This window comes from Streptomyces xanthii (genome assembly GCF_014621695.1).
Lineage (GTDB): Bacteria > Actinomycetota > Actinomycetes > Streptomycetales > Streptomycetaceae > Streptomyces > Streptomyces xanthii.
In genome coordinates, this window is the sequence record NZ_CP061282.1 from 226,096 (window position 1) to 243,329 (window position 17,234).

Annotated in this window: 4 protein-coding genes (1 of these 4 running past the window's edge); all 4 read right to left on the reverse strand. The window is 74.6% G+C overall.

Annotated elements, in window-relative coordinates; all coding sequences use genetic code 11:
• Tightly spaced (each overlapping or abutting the next), the 4 genes in view from IAG42_RS36640 to IAG42_RS36655 form a layout consistent with a single transcriptional unit that may run on beyond the window.
• The gene (locus tag IAG42_RS36640; RefSeq protein ID WP_188341933.1) at positions 1-1,251 is read right to left on the reverse strand and encodes a hydroxymethylglutaryl-CoA synthase family protein; all 1,251 of its coding nucleotides are present in this window, start codon (positions 1,249-1,251) and stop codon (positions 1-3) included.
• Positions 1,248-1,508, reverse strand: a complete 261-nt coding sequence (locus IAG42_RS36645) for an acyl carrier protein (protein ID WP_188341934.1) — start codon at positions 1,506-1,508, stop codon at positions 1,248-1,250. The genes IAG42_RS36640 and IAG42_RS36645 overlap by 4 nt, the downstream gene beginning before the upstream one ends.
• Positions 1,505-2,485, reverse strand: a complete 981-nt coding sequence (locus IAG42_RS36650) for an LnmK family bifunctional acyltransferase/decarboxylase (protein WP_188341935.1) — start codon at positions 2,483-2,485, stop codon at positions 1,505-1,507. Before IAG42_RS36650 ends, IAG42_RS36645 begins: the two co-directional genes overlap by 4 nt.
• A protein-coding gene (locus IAG42_RS36655) for an SDR family NAD(P)-dependent oxidoreductase (RefSeq protein ID WP_188341936.1) crosses the window boundary here: on the reverse strand, positions 2,482-17,234 show its 3' portion. It continues 7,459 nt past the right edge of the window; only the last 14,753 of its 22,212 coding nucleotides appear in the window; its start codon lies off the right edge, out of view; the stop codon is at positions 2,482-2,484. Before IAG42_RS36655 ends, IAG42_RS36650 begins: the two co-directional genes overlap by 4 nt.

The window sequence follows — 17,234 nt, forward strand, 5'->3', positions numbered from 1 at the left end:
TCAGCGCCACGCGTACTGCCGGTGGTAGTCGCGGACCCCGGTGAAGGTGAGGATCTCCGGGCGGTCGCCGGCCCGGGCCAGCAGCGGCTCCCACGGCTCGGGGTCCACGGTCCGGTTCTCCACCGGCACCAGGCACTCCAGGTTGTGCTCCAGGACCGCCAGGTACTCCTCGAACGTGATCCGGGCGCGGGCCTCCAGATGCTTGCCGATGCCCAGTTCGGCGACGGCCGCGGCCGACTGCTCGTCGACGATGCCGCTGAAGAACTCCGAGGAACAGCCCGACCCGTACGAGAACAGGCCCACCCGGCGCGGACTCGTCACGACGCCAGAGTCCAGGAGGCTGGCCAGCGCCAGGTACACCGAGCCCGAGCACAGGTTGCCGACCGTGCCCGGGTAGACCAGCGACGGGGCGACCCGGCGCGCGAAGTCGGCGTCGACCGTCGCGCCGGCCGCGCCCTGCTCACGCATCATCTTGCGGTGCCCGGCCCGGACCAGACCGGCGAACGGGGTGTGCATGACGAGATGGTCGAAGTCGCGGGTGAAGTCGACATCGGTGACGCGCGAGGCGTAGTCGGCGTACGAGTTCTTGAGACAGTCCAGGTACGCGAACAGGGAGCGGTCGACGTCCGCGATGTCGAAGCGCGGCGACGGGCGCGCCGAGTCGAGCGTCTCGTAGCTGTAGTTGCCGAACGCGCCGAGGTCCATGGTCAGCACGCGGGGCCGGTCGCTGAGCAGGACGGCCGCCGCGCCGTGCCCGGCCGCGGGCTCGGAGTACTCCGCCTTCTCGTCCACGACGGCCACGTCCGTGGCGATCACCAGGGCCTTGGCGCCGGGGGAGATCCCGGAGGCGAGATAGCCCAGCGCCGTCTGCACCGCGGCGGTCGCGCCGAAGCAGGCCTGCTTGACCTCCAGGAGCCGGCAGTGCCGGTTCAGGCCCAGGTGCTTGTGGACGTAGGAGGTGAGCGACTTGCTGTAGTCGACGCCCGACTCGGTGGACGTCACCACCAGTTCGATGCGGTCCCGCTCCTCGGGCGTCAGCGCGTCCACGATCGGCCGGGCCGCGTTGACGGCGTTGGTGACCGGGTCCTCGATCGGCAGGCCGATGGAGCGCTCGGACATCATGAGGTTGTCGATGCGGTCCGGGTCCAGGCCGCGCCCGGCGAACAGGTCCGCGGCGCTGAGCCGGGCCAGCCCGCACCACACGTTCAGCGCCTCGATGCCGTACGCCCCCGGGGTGTCGGTCGTGCTCATCGCGGGGCTCCGCTCAGGAAGTCGACGAGGGAGTCGATGTCGGGCAGGTCGCTGAAGGCGGACATCGGGGCGTCCACCCCGGTGCGGTCCAGGAGCGCGGCGATGATCTCGACCCGGTCCACGGAGTCGGCGCCCAGATCCTTCAGGTGGCGGGAGCCGCCGATGAGGTCGCGGTCCACGCCGGGCAGGATCTCCGTGACGACCTCCTTCACCAGCTCGGCGGTGTGCGCCCGCACGTCGATCGGTGCCTGGGTCATGCGTGCCCCTTCGGGTCGTGGGAGCCGTGCAGGTCGTGCACGGTGTGCAGGGTGCTGACGGCGATGACGCGGCCGTTGTCGCGGTCGCGGATCACGACGTCGACGATCTCCTCGCCGGGCGTCGTGGTGCTGGTCCGGGCGTGCGCGCCGAGGACCAGGACCGAGTCCAGGTCGGCGTTGCCGAGGTAGCAGACCTGCTGGTCGACGACGACGCGGCGCAGGAACGCCCGGTCGGAGCGGCCGAGCCGGCGCCACAGCGCGAGCGCCGCCTCGTCGATCATGGAGAAGTAGGAGGCGAAGTAGAGGAGGCCGACGCCGTTGACGTCGCGGACGACGTCGACCGGGTGCTCGATCTCGACGGTCGTGTCCAGCGGCGTGAATCCCGGCTCGTCCGGGGCCCGGAAGGTGTGCGCGCCGCGGGCCTCGCGGTACACGGCGCGCGGCGAGTACGCGGCGGGCAGCGCGGGCAGCCCGTCGTTGCGGAAGTCCGGCGGCGAGGACTTGACCAGGCCCTGGTTGCTGTCCGGGGCGGAGCGCGTCACCCAGCGGTTGAAGTTCTCCACGTACAGGGTGCCGCCGCGCGGCCGCTCGTAGAACTCCGCCAGGTCGAGCGGGCGGTCCGCGCCGGGGGTGCCGGCCCGGTCGACGCGGTGCAGGGTGAGGACCGACTCGGTGCCCTGGTCGTAGCAGCCCGAGGTCACCGTGAGGCGGTCGCCGAAGGTGAGGGAACGCGGGTGCAGCGTGCGGTCGCCGCGCACCCGGAAGTAGTAGAACGCCAGATAGGTGGGGTTGCCGGAGGCGTCGCGGGCGGAGAAGACGTCCGTGCCGCACTGCGCGGTGACGGTCTCCCAGGTCCAGTCGCCGAGCTGGCCGGGGAACAGGGAGCCGGGGCCGCACATGCCGGGCCGCACGGTGACGGTCCGGGTGATGCCGTGTCCCGTGTCCGTGGCGGTCGTGGCGGTCGAGGTGATGGTCATGCCGGGTGCTCCTCCAGGAAGGCGGACAGGACGGCGTTGAACTCGTCGGAGCTCGACAGGCTCGGGAAGTGCCCGGCGTCGTGCACCTCGTGGAAGCGGGCGTCCGGGATGGCGCCGTGCAGCAGGTGGGCCGTCTTCTGCGGGATGACGGTGTCGTGCCGGCCCTGCACGATCAGGGTGGGCACCGCGATGTCGCCGAGGCGGCCGAGCAGGTCCGGTGCGGCGGCGAAGACGTCCAGGTAGCGCAGGCCGGTCTGCGGGTCCATGCTCTCGCAGCGCAGCAGGAGCTGTTCGTAGCGGCCGCGTTCCCGGTCCAGGCGGGCCGAACCGCTGTGCTCCTGCACCCGGTCGAAGTCCTCGCGGGCGACCAGCGCCAGCCGGTTGACCTCCCCGTCGCGGTTGCCGAGCTTGTACGAGCTGCCGATCAGGGTCAGCGACGCCGTGGCCTCGGGGTGGCGCAGGGCGAAGGTCTGGGCGGTGATGCCGCCGAACGAGGCGCCCGCCACGTGGACGGGGCCGTCGACGCCGAGGCGCCGCAGCGTGCGCAGGCACAGGTCCGCGATGCCCTCGTAGCCGAGCTCCTCGCAGGCGGTGGTCGAGCCCACGCCCGGGTGGTGGACCACGACGACGTGGTAGCGGTCGCTGAGCGCCGCGAACTGGGGACCGAACAGGCCGGCGCCGATGTTGAACGGCAGCATCAGCAGCAGCGTCGGACCGGTGCCGGCGGTGAACACCTCGACGTCGCCGCCGCCCTCGCCTGCGGCCAGGGGCAGCAACTGCCGCCGGACGCCCGGGTGGTGCTCACGCAGGACCGTCCAGTTGTCGTTGCCGGCGGTGTGGCCCTCGCTCATCGCCTCGCGGATGTCGTCGGGCACCCGGTCGGCCGGGTGGTACGAGGCGAGGGCGGCGGGGCCGTCGCCGGGCACCGCCACCAGGTCCGGGATGTGCCGCGGCGCGGAGAACAGGGCGGTCAGCCGCGCGGTGAGCGTGTCGGCCGCGGCCGCGTCCAGGCCCACCGGAAGCGCGAGCCGCACCAGGGACGAGGTGCCGGTGGTGCCGTCCAGGTGGGCGGCGGCGCGGATCCCCGTGTGCAGGTACAGCCAGGCCAGGAAGGCGGGCACCGGGTGCTCGTGGCCGTCGAGTTCGGGCAGCCGGGCGGTGTCCAGGAGGACGCAGTGCGTCGCCTCGTCGGTGACGACCGGAGCGCCCGCCCCGGCCAGCGCGCGGCGCAGCGCGGCCACGCGCCGCACCCGCTCGCCCGTCTCGCGCACCGCCCACGCGGTGTCCTCCAGCGCCTCGGCCGCCAGCGCGCGCACCGAGCGGCCCGCCTCGGGGCCGCGCAGAGCGATCCGCTCCCGCAGGTGGTGCGCGACGGTCGGGTCGTCGGTGGCGACGATGCCGCCGCAGTCCACGCCGAAGTCCTTGGAGAGGCTGATGGTGACGCTGTCGGCGAGGGAGAACATCTCGCGGGTCACGTCGAGCGGGTCGCGGTCCTGCTGCCCCGGCTCGTGCGCGGCCACGAGCGCCGCGTTCTCCAGGATCCGGGTGGCGTCGAGGACGAGCTGCACCCCGTGCCGGTCGGCGGCCTCCCGGACCCCCGTCAGGTTGTGCAGGCTGAGCGCGGCGCCGCCCCGGGCGTTGTTGCTGACCTCCAAGCAGAGGAAGGCGACCTTGCCGGCGCGCTCGCGCAGCAGGGTGTCGAGCCGGCCGAGGTCGAGGTCGCCGCGGAAGACCGGTCCCGATCCGGCGGCGCGGGGCGCCTCGACGGGGGTGAGGCCGTGGTCGAGGTGGCTGAAGTACCAGGTCGGGAAGAGGGAGTTGTGCAGGACGACGCCCTGCTGCGGCCAGGCCCGGCACAGGGCCGCCTCCGCCGCGCGCCCGGACGTGGTCGCCACGACGCAGGAGAACGGCAGCAGGTCGAGGCCCTCGAGGGTCTGGCCCACGGCCCGGCCGGCCGCACGGGCGTGCAGCTCGGCGGTGCGGGCGTGCACGAAGGGGCGGTCGAGCTCGGCCCAGGAGTCGGTGACGAGGTCGAACTCGATGTCGGAGGACGGCAGGTGCAGCGGGTTCCAGCCGTGGCGCGACAGCTGCTCCTCGCGCGGCCGGGTGGCGGCGGGAGCGGTCACGGACGCGGCGGGGACGGCTGCGGGTACGGGCGCCGGCGCCGGGGCGGCCTGCGGCGCGGGGACCGCGGAGACCGGAGCGACCGGAGCGACGGGGGCGATGGGAGCGGTGGGAGCGGCGCCGCCCACGTCCGGGTCGGCGATCATCAGGATCAGCCGTGAGACGTCCGTGCGCTCCGTGTCCGCCGGCTGGCACAGGTACAGCGGCAGGTTCCTGGTGCGGAACTTGTTCTTGAAGCGGAGGTTGCCGTCACCGGTGAAGATGCCGCGCGAGCGCAGGTCGGTGAGGGCGGCCTCGGCCTCGGGCGCCGCGTTCGGCGACTCGCAGACCTTGGCGCCGAAGCTGCCGCCGAAGCTGAAGACGGTGCAGCCTTCCCGGGCCGTCTGCCGGATGATCTGCACGACGGTGTGGTCGAGGGCGCCCATCGGGGCGTCCTCCGGGTAGAACTCCAGGTCCAGCAGATAGCCGTCCTCGGACGGGATCTTGGTGACGATGACCGCGGCGACCATCCGGTCGTCCAGGTACGTCAGGAACATCCGGTGCCGCTCGGCGAGGATGCCCCGGCCGATCTCCTCGCGGACCGTGGACACGTACGGGTTGACCATGTCCTTGGCGGCGGCCCAACGGTCGATCAGGACGGTGATCTCCTGGTCGGTGCGCGGGTCGGAGCCGACGGTGTACTCCTCGGTCCGGCAGGTGCCCGCCTTCTCGAACTTGCGGACCGCGTAGCGCAGCCGCTGCATCGGGCCGCCCTCCAGGCTGAAGTCCGAGATGTCCTCCAGGCGTTGCAGGGCGCCGAACGGCGTGGCCGTGAACCGGACTCCGTCGACCTCCTCGAGGCGGATCAGCGAGACGATGTTCGCGCCCAGGCCGTGGGCCTGCCCGTAGCGGACGAACTCCGTGGCCAGCGCGGGCATGTCCGCCGACGGGCCGACGTAGCTCCAGGTGAGCATCGCGTCGTCGCGGATCGAGAAGTTGAAGTACGAGGTGCGGTCCGCGCCCAGGAAGATCAGCGGGGCGATGTCGCGGCCGGGGAGGCCGCCCTCGCGCCCGTACGCGGCCTCCAGGCCGGCGACCGTCTCGGCGATCGCGGGCTGCTCGCGCAGCGCGCTCTTCTCGACGACCAGGGCGCCGCCCGTGTACGGCTCCCGGGCCGTGGCGGTGCTCCTGGCCGGGGTGGCCGGGGTGGCCGGGCCGGCGTCCGGATGCGTCGCGGCCAGGTGCGCGGCGAGCGCGCCGAGGGTCGGGTGGTCGAACAGCAGCGTCTTGCGCAGGGCGCCGAAGACCCGCTCCAGCGCGGCGACGACGCGCAGCATGTCGAAGGACCCGAAGCCGTTGTCGACGAAGGACAGCGCGTCGTCGAGGTCCCGGCCGAGCTCCTGCCGCACGACGTCGCGGACGAGGTCCGCCATGCGCTCGGGAGCGGACGGGGTGTCGGTACCGGTGGTCTCCGGTGCCGGTGCCGGTGCCGCTGCCGGTGCGGCAGCGGTGGGAGCGGCGGGAGCGGACACGGGGCCGCACAGGGGCGCGACGAACGAGGTGAGCTTGTCGACGGTGTCGTAGTTGTAGAGCTCGGCGGCCTTGAGGTCCAGGCCGAACCGGTCGTTGACGGTGCGGATGAGGTCCATGCGATAGATGGAGTCGAGCCCCAGCTCACCGAACGGGGTGTCGTTCTCGACCTCCTCCGGAGGCGTGCCCAGGATCGTCGACAACTCGCCGCGCAGCAGGGCCACGAGGGTCGCGGCGACGTCCGGAGCGGCCGCGACGGTCTCCCGCGTCTCCGGGCCCGGCTGCACCGGGATACGGACCGGGGCCGGGGCGGGCGCGGTCGGCGGAGCGGCGACGGGGGCCGGAGCGGGAGTGACCGGAGCGGGAGTGACCGGAGCGGGAGTGACAGGTGCGGGAGTGACGGGTACGGGTGCGGCCGGCGCGGTGTCCGCCGTACGGCCCGGAGCCGCGAGCCGGATCCGGGGGCCCCGGCGCGTCGGGGGTGTGTCGCTGCGGGCTGTCATGGCGGTCTCCTTGCCGGCGCCGGGACGGGACAGGGGGGTACGGGGCGTACGGGGTCGGGGGCGGGACACTGCGGCGTCCGCGCTCAGCACGGGCACGGGCTGCGGCTCGGGCTCCCGCACGGACACGAGCACGGGCTCCGGTTCCCGCACGGGCGCGGGAACCGGCGCGGCCTTCGGCTCCGGCGCGGGAACCGGCGCGTTCTCCGGCTCCCGCTCGGGCGCGGGGGCCGGCGTGGACTCCGGCTCGGGCTCCGGGGCGCGGAACCAGTGCCGGGTGCGGGCGAACGGGGCGGTGGGCAGCGGGATCCGGCCCGGTGACGACGGCCACCACGCGTGCCACGGCACGGCCGCGCCCTCGCACCAGAGCTTGGCCAGCAGCGCGGGATCCTCGTCGCCGCGCACCGCGGGGACGTCGCGCCGGGCCGTGTCGGCGGCGGCGTGGGCGGGGAGCTCGCCCGCCGCGTACGTCTCCAGGGCCTGGATCAGCTCCGCCCGGTCACGCACCCGCACGGCGAAGCGGTACCGGTGCTCGGTGCGCCCCGTCTGCAAGGTGTACGCGACCCGGGCCAGGTCGGCCTCGGGCGTACGGGCCAACTGCCCGGCCAGGCGCCCGGCGTAGGCGCGCAGGTCGTCCGGGTCGCCCGCCGACAGCGGCACCGTGTGCGGCGCGAAGTCCTGCACGGGGGAGACGGGACGCGGCGGACGGTCCTCCAGCACGATGTGGGCGTTGGAGCCGCCGAACCCGAACGAGCTGATCCCGGCGCGCAGCACCCGGCGCCCGTCCGAGGTCAGTGCGGGCTCCCACGTCCGGTGCCGGTCGACGACGCTGAACGGAGTGCCGTCCAGGCGCAGATACGGGTTCAGGTTCCGCAGGTGCAGGCTGGCGGGCAGCTCCCGGTGGCGCATGCTCTGCACCACCTTGACGATGCCCGCGATACCGGCGGCCGTCTCCAGATGGCCGATGTTCGTCTTCACCGCGCCCACGGCGATCCGGCCGCTGTCCGGCACGGCCTCGCCGCGCTCCTCGTGCAGCGTCGCGAACGCCTTCTTCAGCCCCTCGATCTCGACGGGGTCGCCGAGCCGGGTGCCGGTGCCGTGCGCCTCGATGTACGTGATGGTGTCCGGCTCCACGCCCGCCGCGCGCACGGCGGCGGCGACGACACGGGCCTGGGACTCCGGGTTCGGGGCGGTCAGCGAGTTGCTGCGGCCGCCGTGATTGACGGCGGTGCCCTTGACGACGGCGTAGATGTGGTCGCCGTCCGCCTCGGCCCGCTCCAGCGGCTTCAGCAGGACCGCGCCGACGCCCTCACCGCGTACGTACCCGTCGGCCTCGGCGTCGAAGGTCTTGCAGCGGCCGTCGGCACTGAGCATCCCCGACTGGCTGAAGGACTCCAGGAGCCCCGGCGTCAGGATCACGTTGACGCCGCCGGCGACGGCCAGTTCGCACTCGCCGTCCTGGATGGCGCGCAGCGCGCGGTGGATGGCGACCAGGGAGCTGGAGCACGCCGTGTCGACGGCCTCGCTCGGGCCGTGCAGATCGAGCAGGTACGAGACCCGGTTGGCCAGCACCGAGTGCGCGATGCCGGTCGCCGTGTGGGCCTGGACCGCGACGCCGCTCTCCTTGAGCAGGTCGTCGTAGTCGTGCGTGGCGACGCCGACGAAGAGTCCGCACGCGCTGCCCGCGAGGTCGGCCGGCCGGTAGCCCGCGTCCTCGAAGACGTGCCAGGCGCTCTGCAGGAAGAGCCGCTGCTGCGGGTCCATCAGGGCGGCCTCGTTGGGCGAGATGCCGAAGAGGCGCGCGTCGAAGGTGTCGACGGAGTCGAGGAAGCCGCCGCGCAGGTCGCGGGTGGCGGCCTTGGCGCGGATCGCGGTGCGGTCCTCGGGGACCGGCCGCACCAGGTCGGTGCCGGCCGCGAGGTGCGCCCAGAACGCGTCGGCGTCCTCCGAGCCGGGGAACACCCCCGAGATGCCGATGACGGCGATCTCCGACCGGGCGGGTGCCGCCGGTGCCGGTGCCGGTGCCGGGGCGTCGGAGGTCCCGGCGGCCGGCTCGCGGCCGGCTTCGACGACCCTCACGGGCTCGGGCTCGGGCTCGGGCTCGGGCTCGGGTTCCAGGACCGGCTCCGGCGCGGACCGCTCCCGGTCCTCCGGGCCGGCGGCGGGTGCGTAGTGGGCCGAGAGTTCCGGCGCGTGATGCTCGGTCAGGTACGCGGCGAACGAGGTCAGGTCGGGGCACTCGAAGAGAACCGTCGGCAGCAGATCGAGCCCGAACCGCTCGTTGACCTTGTTGACCAGCTCGGTCAGCGTGATCGAGTCGAAGCCGAGCTCGAGGAGTTCGGCCGTGACGTCGACCTCGGTCGGGTCCACGAGCAGGAAGCCCGAGGCGAGGACCCGCGTCTCATCCTCCACGAGCGACCGCAGCCGCTCCTCGTCCAGCGCCGGTCCCGCCGGGGCCGTGACGGCCGTGACGGCGGGCTGCGCGGAGGCCGCCGGGGCCGCCGTCTCCCGACCGGCGAGCGACTCCACCACACACAGGGCGGGCAGCTCGCAGGCCAGGCCGCGCACGAACGCCTCCAGGCCGGCCCGGGTGCTCAGCGGCACCATGTTCCAGGTCCGGGCGAACAGTTCGCGGGTCGCGTCGTCCACCGTCATCCCGCCGTCCGCCCACAGCGGCCAGCCGATCGACAGCGTGCGTCCGGAGCGCAGGCCCCGAGCGCGCTGTTCCTCGCGGTCCGCGGCGAAGGCGTTCAGGAAGGCGTTGGCGTACGCGTAGTCCGCCTGCCCGAGATTGCCCGCCTCACCGGACATCGACGAGAACAGGACGAAGAAGTCCAGCGGCTGGTCCGCCGTCGCCGCGTCCAGGTGCACGGTGCCCGTCACCTTCGGCGCGAGCACCTCCGTGAGCTCCCGAGCCGTCTTCTTGACCGCGCGGGCGTCCCGCGTCACGCCGGCCGAGTGGAGCACGCCGCGCAGCGGGCCGAACTCGGCGCCGACCGAGGCCACCAGGTCCCGCACCGACGCGGCGTCCGTCAGGTCGGCGGCCCGGAACAGCACCCGGACCCCCGCCCCGTTCAGCTCCTCGATCCGTGCCGCCGCCTCGGGGCCCGGCCGCGAGCGTCCCGCGAGCACGATCGTCGTGCCGTCGACCGCGCGCTCGGCCAGGAACCGCGCGAAGTGCAGCCCGAGCGCGCCCGCGCCGCCGGTGATCAGATAGGCGCCGTCCGCACGCGATGTGAAGTCGCACGGCCGGGCGGCCGGCGGCTCGAAGGGCTCCAGGTTCTTCTCGCTGCGGGTGCCGTCCTCGGTCAGGGCGACCTCGACGGCGCCGGGGCGCGCCGCGCGCAGCTCGTCGACGACCGCCCGCGCGCCGACGCCCTCGGCCGGGAGCTCCAGCCGGACGCCGGAGAACCTGCTGTGCTCAAGACCCAGCGTGCGCAGCGTCGCGCCCACGGCCACGTGGTGGGCGGACGCGCCCCGCGGGCCACGGCGGTGGGCGAACACGACGCGCAGCGCCGGGCGTTCGGGACGGCCGAGCACGGCCACCGCCGACCACAGGACGAACGGCAGGACCTCCTGGGCCGCACCGGTCTCCTCGTCCGCCAGATGCACGACGGCCTGCGGCAGCAGTCCCCGCTGGGCGAGATCCTCCGTCAGCCGGGTGTGCTCGGCCGGGTCGGAGCCGCGCAGCGAGTACGCGAGGTACGGACCCGACGAGTCGAGCGCGAAGGAAGGGCCGTCGGCCGCGCACACCACCGTGTGGCCCGACTCCGCCAGCTCCGCGGCCAGTTCCAGCAGACGCGGAGTCCTGGTCCCGCACAGCAGTACGGCGCCGGGGGCGTCCTCGGTGGCCGGGGGCAGCGGGGCAGGGGTCCAGACCGGGGCCAGATAGCGGGTCCGGGTCTCCGGGGCGGAGGCACCGGCGCCCGCACGCGGCGCGATCTCCAGACCGTCCACCGCCTGCAGCACCCGCCCCGAGCCGTCGGACAGCCGGATGTCGAACCGGCGCCGCCCGTTCGCCGCCCCGGCCGGGGTGACCTCACGGATGTGGGCCCAGCTGTCGGCGGGCAGTTCGGCGTGCGCCCGGACCTCCTGGATGCCCACGGGCAGGTACGACTCGTCCTGCGCGCACAGCGTCGACACCGACTGGAGCGCGCCGTCGAGCAGCGCGGGGTGCAGAACGTGCGGCGAGCCGATCTGGCGCTGCACCCGGCCCAGGCTGAGCCGGACCAGGGTCTCTCCCGCGCCGGTCCACAGACCGGCGACGGTGCGCAGCGGACGCCCGTACTCCAGACCGGCCCGCGCGAACGCGTCGTAGAACTCGCACGGGTCGGGGCGCTCGGCGCAGCGCTCCCGCAGCGCGGTCAGGTCGAGGCCGGGGTCCTGGGCGCACGGGCCCGGGGTCAGGACGCCCCGCGCGGCGACGACGGCGCCGGACGGCCCCTCGGCCATGACCCGGAACGCCTGTCCGCCGTCCGCCCCGGTGAAGCCGAGACGCACCCGCTCGGTGCCCGCGTCCAGGTCGACGGGCCGGTTCCAGCGCACGTCCGTGACCCGGAACGGCAGGCCGAGCCCCGAGTCGTCCGCGTCCGCCACCGGACAGGCCTCACGGGCCAGTTCGAGCAGCGCCACTCCGGGCACCCAGCGGCTGCCGGAGATCCGGTGGTGTGCCGCGACGGCCAGGGCGGGGTGGCTGACGGCCCGCTCGACGGTGACGTCGTCCGCACCGTCCGCCTCCGGCAGCGCCACCTCCGCGGGCCGCACCGCGACCGGCGTCGCCTCGGCGGGCCGCGCCGCGTCGTGGGGTGCGGCCGAGGGGCCCTGCGCGGGCTCCGTCGCGCCCGGGAACTCGGTCGCGGGCCGGCCCGTGACCGGCGCTTCCTGCGCCCCCTCACCGGGCTTCGCCACGCCCTGCCTCTCGGCCGCAGCCTTCTCCACGGGCTTCTCCGCGCCCGGGAGCTCCGGCGCGGCCGCGGATCCCGCGGCCTCCTGCGTCTGGTCCGCACGCCGCGCCACGTCCTGGAGCTCCGGTGCCAGATGGTCCGGGTCCGAGGTGATCCAGTGGCGGCTGCGGTGGAACGGGTACGTCGGGAACGCCGCCTTGCGCGGGCGCCGGTCCCCGTTCGCCGTGCGCCAGTCGACGCGGCCGCCGGCGACCCAGTGCGCGGCCGCCGTGTCCCACTGCCGTGCGGTCAGCGCGGCGGCGAGCTCCTCGGCGGCCGGGCCCTCGGCCGGGCCGCCCTTGCGCGCGGTGCCGAGCACGACGCCCGCGCCCGTCCCGTCCTCCCCGGCGGCGGCGAACTGCCGCAGCCGGGCCGAGAGCTGGGCGTGCGTCGTGGCGGTCACCGCGAGCCGCTCGGGCAGCTCACGGCGCCCGGTCCGGCTCGTGTGGGCCAGGTCCGCGAGCGGGACCCGGGCCCCGTCGGGGGTGTCCAGGAAGTCGGCGACCCGCTCCGCGTACGTGGCGAGGGTGCCGCGGTCCAGAGCGGAGAGCACGAACAGCTCCGGCTCCTGCGCGGCGGCCGCGCCCTCCTGCGGACCGGGGCCGGAGTACTCCTCCAGCACCATGTGCACGTTCGCTCCTCCCGCTCCGAACGAGCTGATACCGGCCCGCCGCGGCCAGCTGCGCTCCACGCCGTCCACCTCGGCGACCGGACGGTCCCAGGGCTCGGCGACGCGCTGCGGCCGGAACGGCGAACCCTCGAAGGCGATCTTCGGGTTGAGGGTGTCGAGGTGGATGGTGGGCGCCAGCGTCTTGTGCTTGAGCTGCAGCAGCACCTTCGTCACGGCGGCGATGCCGGCCGCGCCCTCCAGGTGACCGATGTTCGACTTGACCGAGCCGACGGAGCAGAAGCCCTCGTCGGTGGCGCCCGCGGCGCGGAACGCCTTGGTGAGACCGCCCAGTTCGATCGGGTCGCCGAGAGCCGTCCCGGTGCCGTGGGCCTCCACGTACGACACGGTCCGGGGATGCACCCCGGCCCGGTCCAGGGCCTGCTCCACGAGGCGGGCCTGGGCGTTCGGGTTGGGCACCGTGTAGCCGCTGACCTTGCCGCCCGCGTTGCTGAAGGCGCCCTTGACGACGCCCCAGATCGTGTCGCCGTCGGCCTCGGCCTGCGCGAGCGGCTTGAGCAGGACCGCGCCCGCGCCCTCGCCGGGCACGAACCCGTCGGCGCCCGCGTCGAAGACCCGGCAGGCGTCGCCGGCCGAGAGCATGTTGCGGGCGCACAGGGCCGCGAAGTGGGCCGGGTGCAGGATCAGGTTCGTGCCGCCGGCGATGGCCATCCGGCACTCGCCGCGCCGGATGCTCTCGCAGGCCAGCTGGATCGCGCTGAGCGCGGACGAGCAGGCGGAGTCGACGGCGAGGCTCGGCCCCTGGAGATCGAAGGTGTAGGAGACCCGGTTGGCCATCGACCAGTACGCGGAGTGGCCGGTGGCGTAGCGGCCCGAGGGCCAGTCGGTGGCCGCCGCGAGCAGCCCGTACTCGCCGTACATCAGCCCGGCGAACACACCGGTCTGCGGCTCGTGGGTGTACGGGCCGAGGTGGCCGGTCGTCTCCAGGAGCTCCCAGCAGGTCTCCAGGAACAGCCGCTCCTGCGGGTCGATGTCGGCGGCGTCGCGCGGCAGGACGCCGAAGAGCGGGGCGTCGAACATCTCGATGTCCTCGAGGAATCCGCCCCAGCGGCTGTAGCTGCGGTGCTTGGCGTTCTTGTCCGGGTCGAAGTTGCGGCGCCAGTCCCAGCGTTCGGACGGGATCTCGCGGATGCAACTGCGGCCCTCGGACAGGTTGCGCCAGAAGGCCTCCAGGTCGGGGGAGTTCGGGTAGCGGCCGACGACGCCGATGACGGCGATGTCGAGCGCGCTCGAAGCCGCGTCCGAGGGTTCCTGCGGGGCCGGAACCGGAGCCGGGGCCGGAGTCGTAGCCCGGGCCGGCGTTTCGGCGGGTGCGGAGGGCCGGGCCTCGGCCGTCACCGGCGCCGCCACGGCAGCGGTCGCCGAGGGCTCGGAGGGCGCGGCGGCCTCGCGTACCGGCGCGGCGGCCACGGGCTCCGGCGGCCCCGCCGGCTCGCCCAGTACCCGGGTGAGCGCCTCCGCGTGCTCGGCGGCCAGGTACTCCGCGAGCCGCTCGATGCTCGTGTGCTCGAACAGCAGCGTCTGCGGCAGGTCGCCCAGATCCTGCTCCAGCCGGTCGACGATGTTCAGGCTGACCAGCGAGTCGACGCCGAACGTCTCCAGCGTCGCCGCCGGGTCCAGGTCCTCGGCGCGGTACTTGAGCACCTCGGCGAACACCCCGGTGACGTAGGAGCGTACGGAGCCGGGCGACACCCCCTCGGCCGCCGCGTCCGGCACGGCACCGGCGGCGTCCTCGGCCGGCCGCTCCGCCACGACCAGCGACTGCTCGAGGTCGTCCGCGGCGACGCCGGGCAGGCCCCGGGTGCGCACGGTGCGCAGCCCCGCCGCCGCCGCGGCCTCGCGCCACTGCGCGGGCGCCAGCAGCGGCGAGTGCGGCAGCCGGCGCTCCGCGTCCTCGTACATCCACCAGCCGGTCGTCAGGCCGAAGGTGAGGGTGAGGAACTCCGAGAAGCGGGTGATCTCGTTGACGAGCACCAGGCCGCCCGGCCGCAGCAGGGTGCGGATGTGGGCCAGCGTGCGCTCCATGTCCGGGGTGGCGTGCAGGACGTGCGTGCCGAGCACGACGTCGTACGTGCCGGTCTCGACGCCCTGGGCCGCCGGGTCCTGGGAGATGTCGAGGACCTGGAAGGCCAGCATCGCGCTGTGCTCGGGGCCGAACTCCCGCTCGCCGTGGCGCAGGAAGGCGGGGGAGATGTCGGTGTAGCAGTAGTGGGCCTCGGCGTCCGCCGCGGCCAGCGCGGGGAGCACGGTCCGGGAGCTGGCCCCGGTGCCCGCGCCGATCTCCAGGATCCGGGCCGGGCGGCCCTGCTCCGCGCGGATGCGGCGGGCCGCGTCCGCGACCTCCTCGCCGAGCAGCCGGTTGTAGTGGTCGGCGATGGGCTGGCCCTTGTAGATGGGCTCGACCAGAGCCACCGACCCCTTCGGGAAGAGCACGTCCATCGGATTGCGGCGGCCGGCGAGGACCTCGCCGAGCGCCCCGAGGGTCCGCTCCAGGAGCGTGACGTGACCGCTCATCTCCGGGTAGCGGGCGGCGACTTCGGCGCCGTCCACGGGCTCGGCCGGCAGCGCGGTGGGACCGTTGAACACGAGCCCGTCCGCGTCACCGGTCACCGCGCCGCAGGAGCGCAGCACGCTCAGCGCGGCGTCGAACAGCCGGCGGTGCCGGCGCACCACGCCCAGCCGGCCGGCCAGCGCGTCGGCCGTGATCCGCTCACCGGCCGCCGGTACGCCGTCCAGGTGCGGGAACGTCCGGCACAGCAGGTCCCGGCTGAACGCCTCGACCCGGGCGAACGCCTCCTGAGCCCGGGCGAACACCGCGACGTCACCCTCGTCCGCGGCCGCAGCCGCGGTCGGGGCGGCCGCCACGGGTTCCCCGGCGGGTGCCGGGGCCGCGCCCGACCGCCCGGGGGTGAGGACGGCGGTCAGCCGCTCCTGGTGCTCGGCGAGGAAGTACGCGCCGACCTGGTCGATCGTCATGTGCTCGAACAGCAAGGTCTGCGGCAGATCGCCGAGGTCCTGCTCGAAGCGGTCGACGATGTTGAGGCTGACCAGCGAGTCGACGCCGAAGGTCTCGAACGTCGCCGAGGGGTCGAGCGCCGCGCTGTCGTACTTGAGGACCTCCGCGAACACCCCGGCGACATAGGCTCGTACGGCCTCGGCCGACGGAGCCCCGCCGGGGGCGGCGGCCGGCGTGCGGTCCGCCACGGCCTGCGGGCGCTGCGCCGGGGCCGCGGGCGCCGGGGCGGCGTCGGGCGTTCCCGCGACCCGGATGCCCATGGCGGGCAGCGCCGCGCGGTCCGCCTTCATCGCGAGCGTCTGGGGCAGCCGTCCGGAGACGACCCGGCGCAGCACCGCCATGCCCTCGGCGGGCTCGACGGAGCCGACGCCCAGGCGGGCGAACGCGGCCCTCATGCGGTCGTTGGCGACCGCGCCGACACTGCCCCAGAAGCCCCAGTTCACGACGGACACCGGGTAGTCGTGCCGCCGGTCCAGCCACTGCACGTAGGCATCCTCGAAGGTGCTGGCCGCCGCGTAGTTGGCCTGTCCGCCCGCCTCCACGAACGACACCGCGGAGGAGAAGACCAGCATGAAGTCCAGCGGCTCGGCGCCGAAGACCCGCGCGAACGCGGTCATCCCGGCGACCTTGGGCGCGAGACCGGCGAGGAAGTCCGTCTCGTCCATCTGGGCGATCGTGCGGTCCCGCAGGTCCAGGGCCGCGTGCACGGCGCCGTCAACCGTGCCGAACCGGGCGTGCACCGTCTCCAGGCCGCGCCGCAGTGCCGCCTCGTCGGCGACGTCCGCCGACACGTACAGCACCTCGCCGCCCAGAGCGGCGATCTCGGCGGCCTTCGCCCGGTGTTCGGGCCCCTCGGGGCTGCGGCCGATCCACACCAGGCGGGCCCGGGCGATCCGGGCGAGCAGGCGGCTCAGCGCGAAGCCGATCCCGCCGGCGCCGCCGACCAGGACGTAGACCCCGCCCTCGCGGAAGGGAGCCGTGCCTTGGGGCGCCTCGGTCCGCAGCGGTTCGAAGACCCGCTCCAGGCGGGTGCCGTCGCGCAGCAGCACGAGCGGCTCGGTGCCGGGCTCGGCCACGACCCGCTCGGCGGTGCGCTCCACCGCGTCGCCGGTCCCGCCCGTGGCACCCACGTCCACGCAGGAGACGCTCCAGCGCGGACACTCCGACTCGATCGCGCGGGCCAGACCGAGCACACCGGCGGCGTGCGGGCGCACCGGCTCCTGCGCGTCGGCCGGTACCGCGCCGGCCAGGACGATGCGCAGTGCGATCCGGTCCCGGCCGCGGCCCGCGTCCAGCAGCCGCTTGACCAGGCGGAACAGGTCCAGTGCGGTGCGGTCCCGTTCGGCGGGCTCGGTCGTCTCGTCCCCGGTGCGGGCGACGAAGTAGACGGTGTCCAGGGGCTGTCCGAGCACCGGGTGGTCCGCCGCGCCGTCACCGGCCAGCTCCACGGGTGTCGCGCCCGTGCGGGCCGCCAGCGCTCCGGCCAGCTCGGCGGAGTCGGCGGTGTGGACAACGGCCGTCCGTCCGGCCGGAGCCGCCTCGGCGGCGGCCGCCGGGGCGGGACGCCACACCGGGCGGTACATCATCGAGTCGACCGCGCTGTGCTGCGCCCGCAGGGTGAGGCCCTCGTAGCGCACGCAGACCCGCCCGGACCGGTCGGCGAGCCGCACCGTGTACCGCTGCGCACCGGCCCGTTCGACATGGGCGTACGCGGGGACGGCCGTCGGGTCGAGCACCTCGACGGTCTCGACGGCGAACGGGACCAGCGTCGCGTCGTTGCCGGCCTCCAGCGCGGCGATCGTCTGCTGGGCGCCGTCGAGCAGAGCCGGGTGCAGGGCGAAACCGGCCGCGTCCGAGGGGACGCGCAGCGCGCCCAGGACCTCGTCGTCGCCGAACGTGATCCGCTCCAGGACCCGGAAGGCGGGGCCGTAGGAGATGCCGCCGGCGCGGAAGTCCTCGTAGAAGCGGT

Coding starts and splice junctions, on each gene's coding strand:
- IAG42_RS36640 (WP_188341933.1), bottom strand. CDS start 1,251: ATGAGCACGACCGACACCCCGGGGGCGTACGGCATCGAGGCGCTGAAC.
- IAG42_RS36645 (WP_188341934.1), bottom strand. CDS start 1,508: ATGACCCAGGCACCGATCGACGTGCGGGCGCACACCGCCGAGCTGGTG.
- IAG42_RS36650 (WP_188341935.1), bottom strand. CDS start 2,485: ATGACCATCACCTCGACCGCCACGACCGCCACGGACACGGGACACGGC.